General features: G+C 69.6%; 10 protein-coding genes. 6 read left to right on the top strand and 4 right to left on the bottom strand.

Annotated elements, in window-relative coordinates; all coding sequences use genetic code 11:
• Positions 1–44: 44 nt before the first annotated feature.
• The 4 genes from ACSFA7_RS02540 to ACSFA7_RS02525 all read right to left on the bottom strand — a co-directional run bounded on the left by ACSFA7_RS02540 (position 45) and on the right by ACSFA7_RS02525 (position 17,139).
• Entirely contained in the window at positions 45–11,132 is an 11,088-nt protein-coding gene (locus tag ACSFA7_RS02540) for an autotransporter-associated beta strand repeat-containing protein (RefSeq protein WP_435497917.1), read from the bottom strand.
• A 380-nt stretch (positions 11,133–11,512) separates the two neighbouring features.
• Positions 11,513–12,253: a response regulator transcription factor gene (locus tag ACSFA7_RS02535; RefSeq protein WP_435497916.1), complete on the bottom strand. Its 741-nt coding sequence runs from the start codon at positions 12,251–12,253 to the stop codon at positions 11,513–11,515.
• On the bottom strand, positions 12,250–14,427 hold the full coding sequence (locus tag ACSFA7_RS02530) for a sensor histidine kinase (protein WP_435497915.1): 2,178 nt from the start codon (positions 14,425–14,427) through the stop codon (positions 12,250–12,252). The genes ACSFA7_RS02535 and ACSFA7_RS02530 overlap by 4 nt, the downstream gene beginning before the upstream one ends.
• A gap of 162 nt (positions 14,428–14,589) precedes the next feature.
• Complete coding sequence (locus ACSFA7_RS02525) at positions 14,590–17,139, bottom strand: tetratricopeptide repeat protein (RefSeq protein WP_435497914.1); 2,550 nt, start codon at positions 17,137–17,139, stop codon at positions 14,590–14,592.
• A gap of 165 nt (positions 17,140–17,304) precedes the next feature.
• On the opposite strand from ACSFA7_RS02525, the gene ACSFA7_RS02520 reads away from it, so the two are divergent.
• The 6 genes from ACSFA7_RS02520 (at position 17,305) to ACSFA7_RS02495 (ending at position 22,305) form a co-directional block, all read left to right on the top strand.
• Positions 17,305–18,309 carry a Bug family tripartite tricarboxylate transporter substrate binding protein gene (locus tag ACSFA7_RS02520; RefSeq protein WP_435497913.1) on the top strand — a complete coding sequence of 335 codons (1,005 nt, stop codon included), beginning with the start codon at positions 17,305–17,307 and terminating at the stop codon, positions 18,307–18,309.
• Positions 18,310–18,335: 26 nt separating this feature from the next.
• Positions 18,336–19,001 carry a response regulator gene (locus tag ACSFA7_RS02515; protein WP_176658290.1) on the top strand — a complete coding sequence of 222 codons (666 nt, stop codon included), beginning with the start codon at positions 18,336–18,338 and terminating at the stop codon, positions 18,999–19,001.
• 162 nt (positions 19,002–19,163) lie between these two features.
• A complete protein-coding gene (locus ACSFA7_RS02510) occupies positions 19,164–20,564 on the top strand; it encodes a sensor histidine kinase (protein ID WP_435498879.1) in 1,401 nt (466 codons plus the stop codon).
• A gap of 13 nt (positions 20,565–20,577) precedes the next feature.
• Positions 20,578–21,588: a tripartite tricarboxylate transporter substrate-binding protein gene (locus ACSFA7_RS02505; RefSeq protein ID WP_435497912.1), complete on the top strand. Its 1,011-nt coding sequence runs from the start codon at positions 20,578–20,580 to the stop codon at positions 21,586–21,588.
• An 8-nt stretch (positions 21,589–21,596) separates the two neighbouring features.
• Complete coding sequence (locus tag ACSFA7_RS02500; RefSeq protein WP_435497911.1) at positions 21,597–22,007, top strand: DUF6194 family protein; 411 nt, start codon at positions 21,597–21,599, stop codon at positions 22,005–22,007.
• A gap of 121 nt (positions 22,008–22,128) precedes the next feature.
• Positions 22,129–22,305, top strand: a complete 177-nt coding sequence (locus ACSFA7_RS02495; protein ID WP_206178443.1) for a hypothetical protein — start codon at positions 22,129–22,131, stop codon at positions 22,303–22,305.
• The last annotated feature ends 63 nt before the right edge of the window (positions 22,306–22,368 follow it).

Genomic DNA, 22,368 nt, shown 5'->3' with positions numbered 1-22,368 from the left:
CGCTCGCGCGCCGACGGTGCCTGCGCTGTCGATGCGGCCTCACTTCACCACTTCACCCGCACGCCCGCAGCCGCGTTGATGGAGCTGCCCACGCGCGCATCGCCACCCGAAGCCCACTGCTTGCCGAGTTCGCCGTAGATGCTCGTGCGCTGGCTCACCGACAACGTGAAGCCCGCCGCCAGCTCGGTGCTGGTGCCGCCGATCGGTGCCCCCACCGGCGTGATCGCCGCCGGGTTCACGAAGCGCGCAACGTCGTTGCCCTTGGCGCTGCGGTAGACGTTCACGCGCGCATAAGGCTGCAGTGTGCCGGCGCCGGTCGCAAAGCTGCCCTTGATGCGCACACCCGCACGGCCGATCCAGCCGCTGTCCGCGTCCTGCTGCACGAGCGCGCCCGGGATGGACACGTCGTCCATCCGCAGCCGCTGATGGATCAGCTGCAGTTGCGGCTCCACCGACCAGCCGCCCGTGCCAATCGCGAAGGCCTTGCCCACCTCGATCGAGGCCAGCAGGCTGTTGCCCTTGCCCTCGACGCCCCCGCTCAGGAATGGCTGCACCGTGTAGCGATGGCGACCTGCCTGCAGCACCGCGTCGGCATAGAAGCCGTCTTCGGAGGCGTAGGTGCCGTACAGGCCCAGGTACTGGCTGCGCAGGTCGTTGCGGCCCGCGGCATTGTTCAAAAGGCCGCTGCTGAAGCCGCTCGTGCGGGTGTCGCCATCGAGCTGGCCCACGTAGATGCCGGCGCGCCAGTCCTGGTTGGCCCACAGGTCGGTGCCGGCCTGCAGCCCGGTCACGCGGCCCTCGCTGTGCGGCGAGACGGTGCCGCCCTGGCGGATGTCCATGTCGGTGGAGATCAGCCGGCCCCAGGCGCGGCGGTTATTGCCGTCGGTGCCTGGTGTCGCGCCCGCGCCGCCGCGCACATCGTCGTCGCCGATGCGCTGGCTGCGGCTTGCGAGCATGCCCAGGTTGCTCTGGCGCAGTTGATTCGGCAGCGCTGCGAACAGCGAGGCCTCGGCGCGATAGGTCGGAAGACCAGCGCCCGGCGTGCCCGGTTCGGCCTCGGTGCGCAGGTACCAGTTCTCACCGCCGCCGCTGGCATCGCCCGCGTGCAGCCGGTACTCGAAGGCACCGGCATCGACATGACCGCCCGCGAGCACGAAGGCGTCCTTGGTGGTCTGCGCGGTGGTGGTCGCGCCGTTGCGTGCGCTGATCAGCTCGATGCCCGCGCCGCTGGTGCGCGCGCCCAGGCCGCCGAGGTTGGTGACCTGCACGCTGGTCTTGCCGCTGGCTGTGCCGCCGTCGATCACCAGCCGGTCCGACGGCCCCGCACCGCCGTTGAGCACGGTGCCCAGCTTCAGCACGCCGTTGTTGCCGACGTAGTTGCCCTTGACAGTCAACGTGGTGCCGGGCGCGGTGCCTGCCAGTGCCACGGTGCCGCTGTTGCTCAGGCCCGCCACTGTCTGGCTGAAGCCCGCGAGGTCGAGCGTGGCGCCGCTGGCCACCGCGGCGCTCGAAGCGGCGCTGAAGGCGTTGGCCGCGCCGGCCTTCAAGGTACCCGCAACGACGCGCGTCTCGCCGCTGTAGCTGGCCGTGCCCGCAAGCGTGAGCGTGCCCGCGCCGACCTTGACCAGCGAACCACCGGTGCCGGTGATCGCGCCCGAGATCGTGGTGCTGCTGCCGATGGCGCCGATGGTGAGCGCCTTGGCGCCGAGCACCACGTCGCCCGCACCGCCGAGCGAGCCGATGCTCGCGCCGGTGGTGGCCAGGTCGATGCGCACTTGGCCGCCGGCCGCGTTGGTCACGGTGGCGCTGGCGGCATTCGCGCCGTCCTGCAGCCGCAGCGTGCCCTGGTTGGCGATGGCGAGCTTGCCCCCATCGGCCTTGCCGCCGAACTGCAGCGTCGCGCCCGAGGCGATGCTCACTGCGCCCGTGCCCAGCGCGCCGCTGGTGTCGGTGGCGAGCGTGCCCGCATCGACCAGCGTGCCGCCGCTGTAGCTGTTGGCATTGGCCAGCGTCAGCGTGCCCGTGCCGATCTTGCGCAGCTTGCCGGTGCCGCTCATCGCGCCGGCATAGATGCCGGCGGTCGCGCCCTGGTCGAACGCGACCTCGGCGTTGTTGACGATGGTGCCCTGCAGGCTGGTGGCGCTGCCCTGCAGCACGCCGCCCTTGACGGTGGTGCCGCCGGTGTAGGTGTTGGCACCGCCGAGGATCAGCCGGCCCGCGTCCTCCTTCGAGATGCCGCCGGTGCCGCTGAGCGCGACATTCATCGTCGCGGTCATGTTCGCGCCCGCGGCCGTGCCGTCGCCCACGCGGATCACCGAGTTCGCGCTGTCCAGCGTGACGCCGTCGCCCTGCACCACATAACCATCGACCGCGAACTGCGCACCCGCGATGCGCACCGGGCCGCCGGTCCCATCGACCGTCACGGTGCCGGCCTTGCTGCTGAAGACGGCGAACTGGCTCTGCGCCCAGTTGGCGTTGAGCTTGCCGTCCATGTCGGTCCAGCCGTCCTGCGAGGGCCGCGGACTGCCCGCGCGCCAGGTGCCGCTGCCGCCGGCCACTTGGCCGTCGTTGTATTTCGTGCTGTCGCTGCCGTCCCAGAAGTTGAGCGACAGGCCCGCGCGATTGACCAGGTTGACCTGGTTCGCCACCGAGGTCTGCACCTGCAGGTCGGCCAGCTTGGCGCCGGCCGGGGCGGTGCCGATGTCCAGGCCGGCGTCGGTGAGCGTGCCGCCGTAGCTCATGAGGCGATACAGCCCTGGCCCGAAGCTGCCGCCCGCGGACTGCGCGATGTTCAGCGTGCCATCGAGTTGCAGATCGCCCGTGACGTTGATCAGGTCATTGAGCGCGCCACCGGGCACGCCGGCCTGGCCGAGCTCGTAGTTCAGCACGGAGCCGCTGCCCAGCCCGAGCGAACCGAGCGTCAGCGTGCCGGGGCTGTTGCCGGCAGCGAGGATGCCGCCGTTGGCCACGAAGACAGCGCCCGCGATGGTGCCGCTGCCCACGAGCGTGGCGCCCGACTGCACCTGCACGGTGCCCGTGCCTGTGGCGCTGCCGCTCTTGTTATTGACGCTCAACGTGCCGGCGGCCACCTGGGTGCCGCCGGTGTAGGTGTTGGCGCCCGTCAGCGTGAGCATGCCGCTGCCCACCTTGACGATCGAGCCGCCCGTACCGCTGACAGTGCCCGACAGCGTGTTGTCGCCGCCGAGCCCGCCGAGCGTGAGCGCGGCGCTGCCGAGCACGAGTTCGCCCGCACCGCTGAGCGAACCGATGCTCACGCCGGCGATCGGCTGGTCGAGGCGCACCTGCCCGCCGGCCTGATTGATCACCGTGGCCTTGTCGGCCGTGGCGTTTTCGGAGAAGCCCAACACACCGCCCGCTGCGTTGGTGATGGTCGCGGTGCCGGCGCTCGCCTGTTCCTGGAAGCGCACCGTGCCCTGGTTGCTGATGACCGCGTCGCCCGCGTCGGCGAGTTGGCTGAACAGCAGCCTGCCGGCCGCCGCCACGCTCACCGGGCCGCTGCCGAGGGCGCCGGTGACATTGGCGAAGAGCGCGCCGGCATCGACGAAGGTGCCGCCCGTGTAGCTGTTCGCGCGGTCCAGCAACAGGATGCCGCTGCCGATCTTGCGCAGCCGGCCGGTGCCGCTCATCGTGCCGAGATAGGTGCTGACGATGCCGTTGCCCTGGTCGAACGCGACCTCGGCGTTGTTGACGATGTCGCCCTGCAGGCTCGCCGTGCCGCCCTGCAGCACGCCGGCCTTCACCGTGGTGCCACCGGTGTAGGTGTTGGCACCGCCCAGCACCAGCGTGCCCACGTCGTCCTTGACCAGGCCACCGGTGCCGATGAGTGCCACGTTCATGGTCGCGCTGCGCGTGGTGTCGGTGCCCGAGCCGTCGCCCACGCGCACCACCGTGCCCGAAGCGCCGAGCTCGATCGCATCGCCCTGCACCACATAGCCGTCGGACGCGAACTGCGCGCCGGTGATGCGCACCGTGCCGCCCGCGTTGCTGACATTGACGGTGCCGCCCGTGCCGCCGAACACCGCGAACTGGTCCTGCGCCCAGGCCGCGTTGACCTTGCCGTCGGCGCCGGTCCAGCCGTCGCCCGGCACGCCGACACGCCAGGTGCCCGAGCCGCCGGCGATCTTGCCGTCGTTGTACTTGCCGGCGTCGCCGCCGTCCCAGAAGTTCAGCGCGAGGCCCGCGCGGTTGACCAGGTTGACCTGCTGGGCGACCGAGGTCTGGACCTGAAGGTCCTTGGACGCGACCGGCGCGCTGCCGATGTCGAGGCCGTTGTCGGTGAGCGTGCCGGTGTAGTCGATCAGGCGGTAGACGCCCGCGCCGAACACGCCGCCCTTGGACTGCGCCACATTGAGCGTGCCGTCCAACTGCAGGTTGCCGTTGACCTTGACCAGGTCGTTGAGCGAACCGCCGGCGGTGCCGGCCTGGCCCAGGTCGTAGTCGAGCACCGCGCCCTCGGCGAGGTTCAGGCTGCCCGTCGTGAGCGTGCCGGCGCCGCTGTTGCCGGCCGACAGGATGCCGCCCTTGGCGATCGTCACCGTACCGGCCACCGTGCCGGTGCCGGCAAGCGCTGCGCCGCCCTGGACTTGCACCGCGCCCGTGCCGGTCGCGCTGCCGCTCGCGTTGTTCGCGGTGAGCGTGCCGGCCGCCACCGTGGTGCCGCCGGTGTAGGTGTTCGCGCCGGTGAGCGCGAGCGTGCCGCTGCCGACCTTGACGATCGAGCCGCCCACGCCGCTGACGGTGCCCGAGACCGTGGTGCTGGTGTTCAGCCCGCCGGTGGTCAGCGCCTTGGCGCCGAGCAGCACATTGCCCGCGCCTTCGAGCGAGCCGATCGAGAGGCCCGCATTGGTGAGGCTGCCGATGCGCAGCTGTGCACCCGCGTTGTTGACCACGGTGGCCTGGTCGGCACTCGTGCGGTCGAAGAAGCTGATCGCGCCGCCGCTCTCGTTGACCAGCCGCGCCTGCCCGGCGCTCGCATCGTCGAGCAGGTCAATGCGCCCGCCGTCGAAGTTCGTGATCTGCGCCTTGCCCGCGGTCGCGTTGAACCACAGGATGGTCAGGCCGCCGCGGTTCTCGATCACCGCATTGCCCGCGCTGGAGGTGTCGCGGAATTCGACCGAGGCGCCCTTGTTCGTCGTGATGGTCGCGTTGCCGGCCGAACTGCTGTCGCGGAACGCGACGAAGCCGCCGTTGTCGGTCGGCACATTGCCGCGCGCGGCCACGGTGATCGCGAGCGCGCCCGCTTCCGCCGTGTTGGCGAAGGCCAGCGATGCGTTGTCCGCCACCGACACCGGTCCAGTGCCCAGTGCGCCCGTGACCAGCGCTTCGACCGAGCCCGCCGCGACCTCGGTGCCGCCGGCGTAGAAGTTGGCTGCCCCGAGTTGCAAGGTGCCCGCGCCTGTCTTGCGGAGGCTCCCCGCGCCGGTGACCACGCCATTCAGTGCCAGCGTGCGGATCGGGTCGATGTCGAAGGTGTCGACGCCTGCGCCGAGGCTCACGACACGCGTGCTGGCGGTGTCGCCGGTCACGTGCAGCGTGGCGCCGCCTTCGAGCGCGAGGCCGCCCGCAGCCGTGCCGAGGTTGGCGTCGGACGCGATCTGCAGGATGCCGCCCTTGACCAGGGTGCCGCCGCTGTAGCTGTTGGTGCCGTCCAGCACCAGCGTGCCCAGGTCTTCCTTGACCAGGCTGCCGGTGCCGGTGAGCTCCGAGGCGACCGTGGCCGTCATGCCCGCCCCGGCCGCGGTGCCGTCGCCCACGCGCACGGTGGTGGCGGCATTGCCGAGCTCGATGGCATCGCCCTGCACGCGGTAGCCGTCGGTGGCGAACTGCGCGCCGGTGATCAGCACCCTGCCGCCGAGTCCGTCGACCGTGACGGTGCCGGCATTGCCGCCGAACACCGCGAACTGTCCCTGCGCCCACGCCGCGTTGATCTTGCCGTCCGCGCCGGTCCAGCCGTCGCCCGGGGTGCCTACGCGCCAGGTACCGCTGCCGCCGGCGATCTGGCCGTCGTTGTACTTGCTTGCGTCGCTGCCGTCCCAGAAGTTGAGCGACAGGCCCGCGCGATTGACCAGGTTGACCTGCTGCGCCACCGAGGTCTGCACCTGCAGGTCACCCACGGCGCCCGGTGCGATGCCGATGTCCAGGCCGTTGTCGGTCAGCGCGCCGGTGTAGCTGATGAGGCGATACAGGCCCGCGCCGAAGGCGCCGCCCGCCGACTGCGCCACGTTGAGCGTGCCGTCCAGCTGCAGGTCGCCGTTGACCTTGACCAGGTCGTTGAGCGGACCGCCCACGGTGTTGGCCTGACCCAGCTCGAAATTCAGCACCGCGCCGTCGGCCAGGTTCAAGCCGCCCACGGTCAGCGTGCCCGGGCTGTTGCCCGCGGACAGGATGCCGCCCTTGGCGATGCTCACGGTGCCCGCGATGGTGCCGCTGCCGGCCAGCATCGCGTTGCCCAGGATCTGCACCGCGCCCGTGCCGGTCGCGCTGCCGCTGGTGTTGTTCACGCTGAGCGTGCCTGCGGCAATGGTGGTTCCGCCGGTATAGGTATTGGCGCCGCTCAACGTGAGCGTGCCCGCGCCGACCTTGACGATCGAGCCGCCCGTGCCCGAGCCCGGCTGCGCGAAGATGCTGCCCTTGTCGCTGACGGTGCCCGAGATCGTGTCGCTGTTGCCCAGGCCGCCGAGCGCAAGCTGCGTGGCGCCCAGCACCACAGCGCCTGCGCCGGAGAGCGAGCCGAGCTCGACACCGGTCTTGGCGGTCGACCCCGAGACATCGACCACGCCGCCCGCGGCGTTGGTCACCGTCGCCGAAGTGCCGATCGAACCCTCGGCAAAGCGCACCAGGCCGCCGCCGAGATTGCTGATCTGCGCACTGCCCGCCGTGGCGTTCTGGCTGAAGGCCAGCACGCTCTTGTCGCCGTTGGTGATCGTCGCGCTGCCGGCGCTGGCGTTCCCGAAGATGTTGATCGCGCCGCCCTGGTTGACGATGATCGATGTGCCCGCGCTGGCGCTGCCGCCGAATTGCAGCGCGTTCGAACCGGGGGTCGCCCAGCCCGTGCCGTTGAGCGTGATCTTCGAGGCGGCGGCCGTGGCGCTCTGCGAGAACGACAGCGTGTTGCCGCTGTCCGTGCTCGCGGCGCGGCCCACGGTGTATTCGTTGCTGCCGGCGCTCGCCGTGCCGAGCAACGACAACACCGTGCCGTTGCCCTGCTGCTGTACCGCGCCGCTGCCCAGCACGCCGCTGGCGGTGGTGGTGATGCTCGCACCGTCCTTCAGCACCGTGCCGCCGCTGTAGCTGTTGGCCGCCACCAGGCCGAACGTGCCGCCCTTGCCGGTGACGGTGAGCAGACCGTTGCCGGTGATGGGGCCGCCCACGCCGTACAGGCTGTTCGACAGATCGATGGTGCCGCCGCCCGCGCCGAGCGAGAGCGCGCGCATGCTGAAGAACGGCGTGGAGCCCGCCGCGATGCGCAGCGTGCCGCCGTCGAGTGCCAGCTCCGTGCCGGCCGCGCCCAGATTGCTGTCCGTGGAGATCTGCAGGACGCCGCCCTTGACCGTCGTGCCGCCCGTGTACGAGTTGGCTGCGCCCAGCACCAGCGTGCCGCCGTCGTCCTTGACGAGCCGGCCTGTGCCGCCGAGCGCCGCGTTGAGGGTCGCGGTCATGCCCGCGCTCGCCGCGGTGCCGTCGCCCACGCGCACCACGGCGTCCCCGGCGCGAAGCGTGAGCGGGTCGCCGTTGACCACGTAGCCGTCGACCGCGAACTGCGCGCCGCCGATGCGCACCGGACCGCCCGCGCTCTTGTTGTCCACCGTGACGGTGCCGGCCGTGCCGCTGAAGATGGCGACGCCATCCTGCTGCCAGCCCGCGTTGAGCTTGCCGTCGACGCCGGTCCAGCTTTCGGTCGACCCCCCCGCGCGCCAGACGCCGCTGCCGCCCGCGATCTTGCCGTCGTTGAAGTTCGCGGGATCGCCGCCGTCCCACAGGGTGAGCGCCGCACCGTCGAGATTGATCAGGTTGACCTGGTTCGCGATGCTGGTCTGCACCTGCAGGTTCTTGCCGTCGGTCGGCGCGGTGCCGATGTCGAGGCCGTTGTCGCTCAGCGTACCCGTGTAGTTGATGAGCCGGTACAGGCCCGCGCCGAATTTGCCGCCGGCCGATTGCGCGATGTTGAGCGTGCCGTCCAGTTGCAGGTTGCCGTTGACATTGATCAGGTCGTTGAACGTGCCGCCCGCCACGCCGGCCTCGCCGAGCTCGTAGTTCAGCACGGAGCCGGCGGCGAGGTTCAGGCCACCGACGGTCAGCGTGCCCGCGCCGCCGAGGCCCGGCTCCAGCAGGCCCGAGCCCACGCTCACCGTGCCCGCGATGCTGCCGTTCCCGACGAGCGCGCCGCCCGCCTGCACCTGCACGGCGCCGCTGCCGGTGGCGCTGCCAGCCGGGTTGATGACCCCGAGCGTGGTGCCCGAGACGGTCGTGCCGCCGCTGTAGGTGTTGGCGCCGGCCAGCACCACTGCACCCGGGCCGCTGAGCGCGAGCGCGCCGCCGCCGTCGATCGTGCCGATCAGCGCCAGCGGATTCGAGCCGTCCACGTTGAGCGTCGTGCCAGCGCCCAATGTCAGGGCGTTGCCCAGCACGGTACCCGGCACGTTGGCGCGCAGGTTCGCGTTGCCGGTCACTGCGAGTGCGCCTTGGCCCAGCGCGAAGTTGTCGCCAACGTTCAGCGTGCCGCTCTTGAGCGTGGTTCCACCGGTCCAGAAGTTGGCGTTGGCCAGCGTCAGCGTGCCGCTGCCGCTGTACGAGAGCGGGCCGGTGCCCGTAATGACCCCGCCGAGTCCGATGTCGTTCGCGCCGCCGATGTCCAGGCCTGCGTTGAGCACCACCGCGTTGCCGAGGTTCACGGCCGCGCTCGCGTCGAGCGCGGTGGTGCCGCTCACCGTGAGGTCGCCGCCACCCAGCGAGGTGTCGGTGCCCACGCGCAGCGCGCCGCCCTGCAGGTTCACCCCGCCCGAGAAGCTATTCGCGCCGCCGAGCGTGAGGCGGCCCGTGCCGCTCTTCGTCAATCCGCGCAGGCCGGTGATCGCGCCGTTGAGCGCGAGGTCGCTGGCACCGCCGACGGCGAGCGCCGCATTGAGGCGGAAGTCGTTGGCGAGGCTCACCGCCTTGTTCGACTCGAGCGAGCTCGGGCCGCTGACCGTGACGCCGGCCTGGCCCAGCGCCTTGTCGTTGCCCACGGTGAGCGTGCCGGCGCCGAGGTTGAAGCCACCGGTGAAGGTGTTGGCGCCATTAAGCGTGAGGCCCGGCGCGCCGGCCAGGCTGATGCCGCCGGCGCCGCTGATCGTGCCATTGAGCGTGAGCGCGCCGCCGCTGCCGGCCGCGCCGAAGTTCAGCGTGTTGTTGAGCACCACGTTGTTGGCAAGCGTCACGCCGGCCGCGCCGGTCAGCACGGAAGCGCCGTTGATGGTGAGGTCGCCGGTGCCGAGCGCCGTGTTGCTGCCCACGTCCAGCCTGCCGCCCCCCATCGTCGTGCCGCCGCCATAGGTGTTGCTGGCGGCCAGTGCAAGGTTGCCGTTCGTCGTCAGGCTGCCGGCCCCCGAGATGGGTGCGCCGAAGGTCAGCGTGCCCGTCCCGTCGAGCGTCAGCGCGCCGTTGAGCTGCACCTGGTTGTTGAGCGTGCCGGTGAAGAAGGTGTTGAGATCGACATTGCCGCTGACCAGGAACAGGCCCGAGCCGAGCGCGCTCGCGTTGCCCAGCGTCACGCCGCCGCCGTTGAGCGCGAAACCGCCGCTGAAGTTGTTGATGCCGTTCAGCGTGAGCGTGCCGGTGCCGTTCTTGATGAGGCCACCGCCGCCGCTGACGGTGCCGCCCAGCGTGAAGCTGTTGTCACCCTGCACGATCAGGCCGCTGGTGAGATTCACGTTCTGGCCCAGCGTGAGGCCGTTCACCGCAGCCTGCATCGCGCCGCCGCTGCCCGTCAGCGTGCCGGTGCCGAAGGCGCCCGCATCGTCGAAGATCGCGAGGCCGCCGTTGAGCAGGGCACTGCCGCTGACCACCGCGCCGTTCAGGGTCCAGGTGCCGCTGTCGACCTGGAGGTTCTCGAAGTTCAGATACTGCGCGGCCTTGATCCCGCCCGAGCCGGCATTGCCTGAACCGGGACCGCCTGCAATGTTGCGCAGCACCAGCATATCGGTGCCGCCGAGGCCCGCGTCGACCGTGCCGCCGGCCGCAAAGTTCAGGCTGCCGCCCGACGGCGTCGCCACCGCGACGGCCGGGGCCGATCCGCCGGTGATGCTCGAGCCGGTGACCGCGAAGAAGGTGTCGTTGCGCTCCCCAGTGCCGAGCGAAACGCTGCCGTTGATCACTCCCGCGTTGGTGAAGGTGTTGCCGCCGCTGGTCGGGCTCTCGAACGCGATGCGGCCGGTGATCGTACCGGCGGCCGTGTTCACCATGCTGATCTGGCCGCCACCATAGGCGGCGACCACGGCCGCATCGGCCTCGGCCAGCGTCGCGCCGAGGATGGCCCCCGTCGTCATCGTTCCCGTGTTGGTGATCGTCGTGATGCCGCCGGGGCCGTTGCGCACCGTGAGCGCCAGGCCGGCCAGGTCGACCGACGACTGCCTGGTACCGCCTATCGTCCCGTTGTTGACGACGACGATCGTGCTGTTCGCGGTGTTGCCCATCACGACGCCCGTGGACAGCTTCCCGGTGTTGCTGCCGAACAGCAACGGATCGATCCGGCCGTTGTTCGTGAGCCTGACGTTGGAACCCGTCAGCGACATTGCGCTTCCACCTACGCCCAGCAACACGCCGAGGGTTGCCCCGGGGTTCACCGTCACGGCCAGGTTGTTGGCGCCGTTCGCAAAGCCCGGCGCCAGCGGGTTGGCAGCGCCGTTGCAGGTCACGTCGCTGCCCGCAGTCGTGCAGAAGGCCTGCGCCGGCAAGAAGCTGGTCGCAAAAAATGCGAGCGCCGTCAGCATGCCGACCTTCATCGGCTCCACGAGATGTGCCGTGCGGCCCGCGCGCCGGCTGGTGCTGCGCTTGCCCCGCGCGCGCGTCGTTTCCGAGACGGCCACCCATGCGCCGATCGCGGCGTTCCAGACGGTCTTGTAGGCGGTATTCATGGACGGTTCTCCTCCTCCGTAGGCAGCGTGCAAAAAGCGCTGCAACAAAAAGCCAATTCAGCCGAAGACCATGGGCCGACGGCTGTCGTACTGCTGTTCATGGGGGTCTCCTCCCGCCATGCAATCGCGCGCGGCGCGCGGCATGTGCGGCATCACTGCGTTGCCGCTTCGAGCGAAATTCTCAAGCTCCCCCCTCTGATTTGCACCTTACTTTTTCTTGCAAACGGAGCCCGCCGTCACCTACGGAAAACCGTGGTTTTGCCGACGGAAAAGAGGCTTGACAGGCGTGTGGCGCCACGCGTTCCGGCAGTGCGGCAGTGCTGCATTCAGGTGAGCCGGATGCGCGGGCGGAGGCCCAGCGGTCACTCAACCAGCGGCGCTCAGCGCTCGATGCGCACGGTCCCCTGGAAGCTGTAGCCCTCGCCGCGCACCGCGACGATCGGCAGCTTCTCGCCACTGGCCTGCTCGGCCTTGCGACGCAATCGCGAGACCGTGACATCGAGGTTGCGTTCGTAGGCCTCAAGGCCCGGGCGCCCCATTGCCGCCAGCAGCGTGGCTCGGTCCACCACTTCGCGCGGCTGCTCGATCAGGCACTGCAAGAGCCGCGCTTCCGCACTGGACAACTGCACGCGCTGGCCGGCCGGCGACAGCAGCAACCACGTGGTGCCCTGATAGCGCCAGGGCGCCTGCGCGGCGGGCTCGCCGACCGCATGGGCAGCGGTCTCGCGCGTGCCGCCCTGCTCCTGCGTCTCGTGGCTGCGCTGCAGCAGGTTGTGCAACACCATTTCGAGTTCGCGCAGGTTCACCGGCTTGACGAGGTAGTAGTCGGCGCCCAGACCCAGGCCGTGCAGGCGATCGTTCGCCATGCCGCGCGCGGTCAGCATCACGATGCGCATCGCGCTGCGCGATCGCAGGCGCGCCAGCACGCTGAATCCGTCTTCGCCCGGCAGGTTGACGTCGCACACCACGGCATCGAAATCCTGTCGCAGCAATTCCGCATCGAGCCCCTCGGCGCTCTCCAGTCCGCGGGCCAGCATGCCGACGCCGCGCAGGTACCGCAGCAGCGTGTCGCGCAGGTCGTCGTCATCCTCGATGACCAGCACGCGGGCCTGGGCGCTCATCGGTAGCCCCCTTGTCCAAGCGCCGTGTAGTTTCGGGTTTCCAATCCTTCGGCACTTCCGAGAAGAGGCAGGGTCAGGGTCAGCACTGCGCCCTGCCTGGCGCCATTGGAAGCGGCCACGCCGCCGCCATGGACCGTGGCGATGCGGTGCACCATGTGCAGGCCCAGCCCGATGCCCGGAATGCGCCGGGTGCCGGCCGCGCGATAGAAGCGCTCGAAGACGTGCGACAGGTCGTGCGGCATGAAGCCGGGGCCTTCGTCGCACACCTGGATGCACACGTCCGACGCCGTGTCGCCTTCCGCAAGGCCATCGGCGCGGCCGCGCCGGATTCCGGCCCGGACCCAAACCGGCGAATGAGGCGGCGCATATTTGATGGCGTTGGTCAGGAGGTTGTCCAGCGCGATGTGCATCAGCGTCTCGTCCGCTAGCACCGGCAATTCGCGCGCACCGAGTTGCAGCGAGATGCGCCCGCCGCCGACGCCTTCGTTGTGCTCCTCGATCTTCTCGCGCAGGAACCCCGCGAGCTCGATTGGGACCAGGCACAGGTTTTCGCTCGACGCATCGAGCCACTCGTCGGCCAGCAGGGTGTCCACCAGATCGCGCATGCGAAGGACGGTACGGCTGATCTTCTCGGCTTCCTTCTTGACCTCCTCGCGCGCCAGGCCGAGCCGGTCGTCCGCAAGGATCTGCGCCGCGCCGCCGATGGTGCCCAGCGGCGTGCGGAACTCGTGCGACACCATGGCCAGCAGGCCGCGCTGTTCGCGCAGCGCCAGCGCCAGTTGGTCGTGCGTGCGATGGTGCTGCGCGATCTCCTGGCGCAGGTCGTGGGTGCGCTCGTTCACGCGCCGTGCCAGCCGCGCGCGATGCCGCAGGGACAGCGAGAGCGCCCGCCGCTCGCGATGGCGCACGCGCCAGCCCAGCGCGAAGAAGAAAGCCATGATGTGGACGATGCTGCCGAGCGCATAGCTGTACTGGGTGGCCTGCGTGTAGGGCAGCCACTGCAGGTTCTTGGCGAAGTGCACCGTGCCCATCATGAGGTAGACGACATAGCCGACCAACCCCGGCCAGACATGGATGTTCCGGCGCAGCGCAACCACGCACATCGGCACGATGCAGGCCGCGAAGAGCAGCCACAGCAGGTTCAGCGGTCGTGCAACGTGCCGGTACCCACCGGCCAGGGCGATCGCGCAGGCCGCGAAGCAGACGAGCGTCATCACCTGGAACACGCGGTTCATGCGCGGGAACTGTCGCTCCATGTCCAGCAGCACCCTGGCGAATCCGAACGCGGCGGCCGTGTGCAGGCAAACCGAGAAGTTGTGCAGGCGAACGGCAGCCAGGGGGTTGTTCTGCAGCCACAGGGACGCCGGCAGGCCCTCCGAGCTCGCGAACACCATGGCGAGCGTGAGGAGGTAGCCGGCGTAGGCAATGAACCGGCGGTCGGGCAGCGCGATGCCCATCATCAGGCTGACCACCGCCATCAGCAGGGCCATGCCGACGACGGCCGCGTCGGCGTAGTCGAGCCGCTGCTGCACCTCGGCCAACTCGCGCAGCGGCGAGACACCGCCGGCAAGGCTCAGCGTGCGGTCACCCGCCAGGCGCACCCAGACCCAGCGCGGTTCGGTATCGCGCAGGTCGGGCAGGCGTGTCGCCGGGATCGACCAGGGCAGCTCGCGCTGGGAGCCGGCCCGCATTCCGCCGAGCGCGCGGTGCGTGAACCCGCCGCTCGTACCGGCTTCGGCATCGGGCCACCACACGTCAAGGTAGTCGACATACGGCGCGTTCAGCCGCAACCACCAGCCACCCTCGAGCGGATGTGCGACCTGCCCGGGCGAAGCCTCGATACGGAAGCGCACCCACCAGGCGCCGCGGTCGTAGCCGCCGTTGAAAGTGCCCTTGAGCGTTTCGAATTGCCGGTCGTAAGGCGGCGATGCCACCTGCTCGCGCGTCAGCAGGCCGGTGGCGTCGTGGAAGGCTTGCGAGCGTCCCTCGAGGTTGCGCTCGAAGAAACCCAGTCCCGCATCGAGCTTCAGCGGCTCCACCTGTGCATGGCTCGGCAGGGCCAGGCACGCCAGCAGGAACAAGGCGAGTCCCGCCACAGCGCGGATCGCGGCGAGGCAGTCAGCGATGCCGGACTGCTTCGCCTTGCCGGCGAGCTGCAACCCGAAATTCGTCAAGCATGGCGCAATGAACAAAGTTGCCGTCCGAGTCCTCGAAAGAGCCATCGCTGCGCCGACGTCGTCGCCGCTTCGCACCGGATTCTGGGGTGCGGCTGGGGAGTTTGCACCTTACTTTTTCTTTCATCCCCGGCCCGGCGAGCGCTGCGCCGGCGCGGCGGATCACCAGAACTTCCACCCCGGCTTGCCGCCCTTCTTCGGCTCGGGCACGCCCGCCCGTCGCAATGCGGCCAGCCGGCCACCCGCGGTGAAACTGCCGGCCTCGACGGCCTCCGCATACAGCGCGGCCGCCTGTCGCAGGTCCCGCGGCACCAGCTTGCCCAGTTGGTACATCTCGCCAAGGCCCTCGGCGGCATAAGGACTGCCCGAGTCGATCGCCTTGCGGTACCACTCGACTGCCTTGGGCCCGTCCACCGCCACGCCGAGGCCCTGGCGGTAGCGGAACGCGACCTGCAGTTGCGCGTCGGCATGCCCCTCTTCGGCGGCATGCATGTACAGCTCGAACGCGATCGGCAGGGACTGCGGAATCTCGGGCTCGTAGATGCTGCCGGCCAGCTCGTAGAGCGTCTCCGCGTCGAAGCGCTGCGCGTCGGCCAGTGCGGCGACACCCTTTTCGCGACGGTAGGCGTTCAGCCCTTCTTCCATCGCGCGCAGGCGCTGCGCCGCGTCGAGGAAGTCGTAGCCGGCCGCGCGCTTCATCAAGCGGATGGCCTGCTCCAGGTCGCGCGGCACCCCGCGGCCGTCGGCATACATGCCGGCCAGGCTGTACCAGGCGGCCACGATTTCCTTGTCGGCGGCCTCGCGGTAGAGCGCCAGGGCCTTGCCGAGGTCCTGCGCGACGCCGGTGCCGTTCTCGTACTTGTCGGCCAGGTTGTTGATCGAGATGGCATGGCCCTGCGCGGCCGCCAGTGCATAGAAATGAACGCAGCGGGCGTAGTCCTGCGGGACGCCAAGGCCCTGCTGGTAGCACGTGGCGAGCAGGTGCTGCGCGCCCACGTACCCGCTCTCGGCCGCCTGCGTGAGCCATGCCACGGCCTTGCCTGTGCTGGATGCAACTTCCGTCCCGGTCAGATGCAGGCGCGCCAGGTTCGTGAGCGCGGCCAGGTCGCCGAGCTTCGCCGAACGCGTGTAGAACGAGATGGCCTCGCCCATCGCCTGCGGCACGACCTGCCCCCGCTCGTGGACTTCGCCCAGCACGCACAGGGCGCGCGCATCGTCCTTGTCCGCCGCGCGGCGCAGCAGAGTGAAGGCCTTGGAGATGTTGGCGCTCAGCGCATCGCCTTCGAGATAGATGATGCCCATCTCGCGTTCGGCCGGCGCATGGCCCGACTCGGCGGCGGTCTGCCAGAGGCGCAGGGCACGCCCCAGATCGCGCTCCACCGCGAGCCCGCGGTACAGCAGGTTGCCCAGGGCGAACTGCGCATGCGGTGAATCCTGCTGCTCGAGCCAGCGGATGCAGGCGAAGCGGAAATCCGCCGGTTCGCTGGCAACGAAGACGAGCGTCTCCTTCGCGGCCTGCGGTGGAATGCGTTGCTCCGTGCCGTTGCAGCCCTCCAGCCGCAGTCCGGAGAAGTCGTCGCCGGTGCGGACGATTTCCGTCACCCGCGAAGGAAGGAGCCCGCCGTTGGCGAGCACCGCATCGCCCACCTGCACGCGCCGGCCATCGGCGTAGGCAGGTGCTTCGCTCGTCGTGGTCGAAGGCGCCGCATCGGTCGCCGCGACATCGCTGTGTTGGTCGCGAGATTGGTATTGCGCCCACGAACCCGAAGGCCAGTTGAAGCTCTGGATGCCTGCTTCGATCGCCTCGTTGAAAAGCCTTTGCGCCGCGGCCGGAACCGTGCCCTCGATGAGTTGCGAATCGAGAATGGCAAAGCCTTGCGGATCGCCCGCGGGGCGAAACGGAAACACGAGGGTGACCGCCAGCGGCGCATCGCCATGGCAGCGCAACTCGATCACGATCGCGTCGGTGCGCCCGGTCGGCAGCGTCACGCTGGCTTCGCAGGCGAACGCGGCGAAGGGCGGCCCTTCTCTCTGCGCTTCGAGCGCCGCGCGGGCGCGGCGCAGGGCGCTGTCGGACGATTCATCGACGATGTTCACGAAGGCCCAGCGCTTGCCATCGGCGCTCGGGTGGAGCACGGTCGGCATGAGGCTTCCCCCTTCCGAGACCATGTACATCGCATGCGATGCCAGCTGGCCCAGGCACCGCGCGGCGCCAGCCCAGACCAAAGGACCCGCGTGGTTCAGCTGCGCACTGACCCCGGCCAGGTAGTCGGCGCACGCGGGCGCGGAGCCGTCGCCGAAGAGCTTGTCCTCGATCCACCCGAGCGGCATCAGGGCCACGCCGGGGTCCTTGGCAATCGCCACGATGCGCGAGAACGATTTCTGCGGCAGGGGCCGCTCCGCGCCCAGCACCTGCTGCGCCGAGGCCGTGTCGTGCCAGTCGACGGGTGCTCCGGCGTTCTTCGTGGCGTGGGAGATGAGGTAGTACGCCAGCAGCGCGCAGAAGTTGCGGCCGCCCGGCGTTGCAAGGAACGCCTCGCGCTCGGGATTCACCTTGGCCTTGATCTGGTCGAGCAGGCTGTTCACCCGCTTCAGGCTCGCGGCCGTGTAGTCGAGCTGGGCCTGCTGCAAGGCCTTGCCGAATGTCCAGCCGCCGTCGGGCTCCGTGCCGCGGGCATAGCAGTCCAGGAAATGTTGGGCCGTCTCGTTCACGTGCGCTTCCCTCGGGTCGTTTTCGGAGGAATGTAACTTACGTTTACACATGTCACCCGCGGCGAATACGCGCCAAGGCGGATTTCGTTGTGCCGCGCTGACAGCATTCCGACAGCATCGACCGGGCAGGATGCAGGCGTTCGCATCAAAAGACGGAGACAGACCATGCACGACAACTTCCTGAGCGCCCCGCCCACGCGCCGCCAATGGCTACAAGGCGGCTCCGCCCTCGCCCTCGGCGGCCTCCTCCCCTCGCTGGCTTCGGCCCAGTCGGCCTGGCCCAGCAAGTCGGTGCGCTTCGTCGTGCCCTTCGCGCCGGGCGGCAGCTCCGAGATCGTCGCGCGCTCCACTGCCGCAGAACTCTCGCGCACGCTCGGCCAGAGCGTCTTCGTCGACAACAAGCCCGGCGCGGCCGGCAACATCGCGATGAGCGAAGTGGCGCGCAGCACCGACCAGCACACGCTGATCCTCGGCCACATCGGCACGCTGGCCGTGAACCCGTACATCTTCGCCAAGCTGCCCTACGACCCGAACAAGGACTTCAAGCCCGTGAGCCTGCTGGCCAAGGTGCCGAGCCTTTATGTGGTGCACCCCGACGTACCGGCCAAGAACCTGAAGGAGTTCATCGCCTATGCCAAGTCGAAGCCCGGCAAGCTGAGCTACGGGTCGGCCGGCAACGGCAGCGCGGGCCACCTGGCTTTCGAGTACCTGAAGATGACCGCCGACGTGTTCATGCTGCACGTGCCCTACCGCGGCACCGGCCCGATGGTGACCGACCTGCTCTCGGGCCGGCTCGACGCCTCGGCCATCGGCGCGGCGGCGATCATTCCGTTCATCAAGGCCGGCAAGGTGCGCTGCATCGCGACCGGCTCGGCCAAGCGACTGGCGCAACTGCCCGATGTGCCGACCGTTGCCGAGCAAGGCTTCCCGGGCTTCGAGATGACGCAGTGGTACGGCATGCTCGCGCCGGCCAACATCGAGCCGGCGAACCTGGCCAAGCTCTCGGCCGAGACGATGAAGGCGGTGAAGTCGCCCGACTCGATGCAGCGGCTCACGGCCGACGCGGCCGAGGCCGTCGGCGGCACGCCCGAGCAGTTCGCGCAGTTCATCGCCGCGGAACAAGCCCGCTGGCAGAAGGTGATCGCCCGGGCAAACATCAAGCCGGACTGAGCCCCGCAGGCCCTAGCATCGGCGCCATGCGCATCCTGCTGGCCGAAGACGAACACACCCTGGGCACCTGGCTCTGCAAGGCGCTGGAGCATGCGGGCATTCAGGTCGAATGGGTGGACGACGGCCGGCTCGCGGACCGCGCGCTGCAGCAGCGCGACCACGATGCGCTGGTGCTCGACCTGGGCCTGCCCGGCATGGACGGCCACACCGTGCTTCAGCGGCTGCGCGAACGCGACCAGCGGCTGCCGGCACTGATCCTCACGGCGCGCGATTCGCTGAACGAGCGCGTCGCCTCGCTCAATGCGGGCGCGGACGACTTCCTCGCCAAGCCCTTCGCACTCGCCGAACTCGAAGCGCGGCTGCATGCATTGGTGCGGCGCGCGCGCGGTGTGGAACATCCGCGCCTCGCGTGCGGGCCACTGGTATACGACGGAGCGCGCCGGCAGTTCGTGCTGAACGGCGAGGCGCTCGCGCTGTCGCCGCGCGAACACGCGGTGCTGCGCGTGCTGGTGCAGCGCAGCGGTGAGCCGCTGTCCAAGCAGCAGATCCTCGAACGGGTGTTCTCCGACGACGAAGAAGTGCACCCCGAGGCCGTCGAGGTGTTCGTCTATCGCCTGCGCAAGCGGCTCGACGGCACCGGCGTGCGCATCGTCACGTTGCGCGGCCTCGGCTACGTATTGGAAGCGGACTGAAAAAATGAAGCACACCCCCAGTCTTCGCGCACTTCGTGTCGCTTCGCCAACCCCCTTGCAGGGGGCAACACCTGCGGCCGGGCCAAGCCCGTTCCGCGGTGTTCCTGGCCTTGGCCGTGGCGGTTTCATGCGTCACGCGCGGTAGGAACCTGAGTGAGCAGCCTGAGCGGTCGCCTGCGCCGCGCGAGCCTCTGGCAGCGGCTCGCGCTGCTTCTGTTCCCCGCCCTGCTGGTGGTGACCGGCCTCGAGCTGTGGATGACGCGGCACGACGCGCTCGCCGCCGCCAACGCCGCCTACGACCGCTCTTTGCTGGGCGCGCTCAAGTCCATCGACGCCAACATCTCCACCGCATCGGGCGGCCTCTCGGTCGAGCTGCCGTACACGATGTTCGAGTTCTTCGAGCTCACGGCGAGCGGCCAGGTGTTCTTTCGGGTGGCGACTTCCGATGGGCTCGTCGAACTCGGCAGCGCCGACCTGCCCGCGCCGCCCGCCGAACTGAAGATGGGCGTGCCGGCCTTCTACGACGCGACCTACTTCGGCGAGGCGGTGCGGCTCGCGGCCTATCGGCGCGACCTCGACCGCGCGCCGGCCGGCAGCACGGGGCGCAGCGTGCTGATCCAGGTCGGCGAGAGCACGCACTCGCGGCAGGAGTTCACGGGGCGCTTCGTGCGCAGCGCCGCCCTGCGCGACGGGCTCGTGCTGGTGATGCTGCTGTGCGGCACTGCGATCGCGCTCGCCGCGGCACTGCGTCCGCTGTCGCGGCTCGCGCGCGAGGTCGAGGCGCGCACGCCCGACGACCTGACACGCATTCCCGAGACCGACCTGCCCGCCGAAGTGCGCCCGCTGGTGGATGCGGTCAACCAGCAGATGTCGCGCACGCAGGACCTGGTGACGCAGCAGCGCCAGTTCCTGGACGATGCCTCGCACCAGTTGCGCACGCACCTCACCACGCTGCAGATGCAGGCCGACTACGCCAGGCGCGAAGAAGACCCGGCGCAGGTGCGCGCCGCGCTCGATGCGCTCGGCACCGAGATCGGTCGCGCCACGCGCAGCGCGCAGCAGTTGCTTGCGCTCGGCCGCAGCGACACGGTGGCGGTGGAGCCCGCCGAGTTCGACCTCGCGGCGCTGCTGCGAGAAGTGGCGGTGGATCTGCTGCCGCTGGCGCGTGCAAAGCGCATCGACCTGGGCATCCATGCGCCCGCCCCCGAGTTCTTCGCGGTCGCGGACCGGGGGTTGTTGCGCGAAGCCTTCAGCAATCTCGTGACGAACGCCATCACCTACACGCCGGCCGAAGGAACCATCACCCTCTTCGCGGCGGGCGATGCCGCGGGCTGGAGCCTCAATGTCGAAGACGACGGCCCCGGCCTGAGCGACGAGGAACGCGCGGCATTGGGGCAGCGCTTTCGCCGCGGCGCGCGTGCGGGCAAGGGCGGCTTCGGTCTCGGGCTGGCCATTGCACGCTCGATCGCGCAGCGGCACCGGGGCGAGTTGCGACTCGAAGCGCGGGAGGCCGGCACAGGGCTGCATGCGATCATCTGGTGGCCCCGGCCGGCCGCCAGCTAGCGGCACTCACCCGATGCAGACTTCCCTCCCCAACCGCCGTCATGCGCTGTGCGCGCTGTCCGTGTTGCTGATGCCTGGCATCGCCACGGCGCAGTTCGGCGACCCTTCGCTGGCCGCGGCCGATTGCGTGATCCCCGCCAAGGCCGGCGGCGGCTTCGATCTCACCTGCACCCTCGCCCGCGATGCGCTGCAGGCGGTACGCCCTCCGCGCCCGCCCCTCGGCCAGCGCTATCTGCCCGGCGGCATCGGCGCGGTGGCCTTCGATCGCATCGCCACCGGCCAGCTCGGCGGCGCAGGCACGCTGGTCGCGTTCTCCAGCGGCTCGCTGCTCAACCTCGCGCAGGGCCGTTTCGGCCCGCACTCGCCATCGGCCGTGCGCTGGATCGCCACGCTCGGCACCGACTACGGCGTGATCGCCGTGCACCGCGACTCGCCCCATAAGCGCCTGCAGGACCTGATCGCGGCCCTGCGACAAGACCCTTCGCGCATGGCCTTCGGCGCGGGTGGCACGGTCGGCAGCCAGGACTGGGTGAAGGCTGCGCTGCTGGTGCGCGCCGCGGGCCGCGACCACAAGGCGATGCGTTTTGTCTCCTTCGAAGGCGGCGGCGATGCACTGGGCGCGTTGCAGGGCAAGCACGTCGACGTGTTCCCCGGCGATGCGGCCGAGGCGCTGCAGGCCATGGCAGGCGGCGCGGCGGTGCGCCTCCTGGCGGTGCTGTCGGAAACGCGGCTGGGCGGTGCGCTCACCGGCGTGCCGACCGCGCGCGAGCAAGGCGTGGACATCGTCTGGCCAACCGTGCGCGGCCTGTACCTCAGCGCCAACGTGCCCGATGCAGCCGTGCGCGCGTGGAGCGCAGCGTTCGCCGAGGCCACGGCCGCGCCGGGCTATGCCGCGCTGCGCGAGCGGCACAGCCTTTATCCTTTCGCGCTCACCGGCGCCGCACTCGACGACTACGTGCAGGCCCGCATCAAGACCTACCAGGCGCTCGCGGACGAACTCGGCCTGCGCCGCTGGAAGCCCTGAAGAACAACATGCCCATGACCGAAGACGACATCACCCAGCACATCATCGACTCGCTCGGCGGCGGCCATTTCGAAGTGGCCGACGACAACACCTTCTTCTTTCATGGCGCGGACAACAAGTTTCCCTTCGCGACCATCGTCACGAAGGACAACGAGTTCGACAGCGCCTCGAACCTGGACCGCCCCGGCATCTTTCGCCTCAATGTGGGCGTCGGCAGGGAAACCTTTCGCGCGCTGTTCGGCGAAGAGGAGCCGGCGACCATCGACTACACCGCGCTCGACCGGCTGATGCCGCATCCCATGTACGCAAAGATGTATTGGGTCAGCGTGATCAACCCGGGCGACAAGACCTTCGAGACCGTGAAGCCTCTGCTTATGGAGGCCCGCAACCTGCTGGCCGCGAGGGACAAAGGCAAGTAACTCAGCGCGATCGCTTTCAGAGGACAAGGTCGCCGTTTCATCAAAGGCGGCCCCCAATGCCGACCCTCGACAGGCGCCTCGTCCCACGTTCAGCATGCAGCCATGCATCCAACCTGCATTCATGACTGACCCACGCAATGTCGCGCACGACAAAAAAGTGCAACAGGAAAAGAAACACAACGGCGAGGAGATCGCACCCGGCGCCATCCACGCGCCTCAGCCCGGCCAGAAGCCCGCACTGAAGCACGACGATGCGGAGCCGGACCCCTCCAAGAACGATGCGCTCGGATCTGCCTGATCCTGATCCGTCAACGAGAAGGTGGCGAGATGTTCAGCGGGGAATGCGGACCGTAAAGGTCGT

The sequence above is a fragment of the Variovorax trehalosi genome (assembly GCF_051216415.1).
Classification (GTDB): Bacteria; Pseudomonadota; Gammaproteobacteria; order Burkholderiales; family Burkholderiaceae_C; genus Variovorax.
This window is presented reverse-complemented; position numbering and strand designations above follow the sequence as displayed.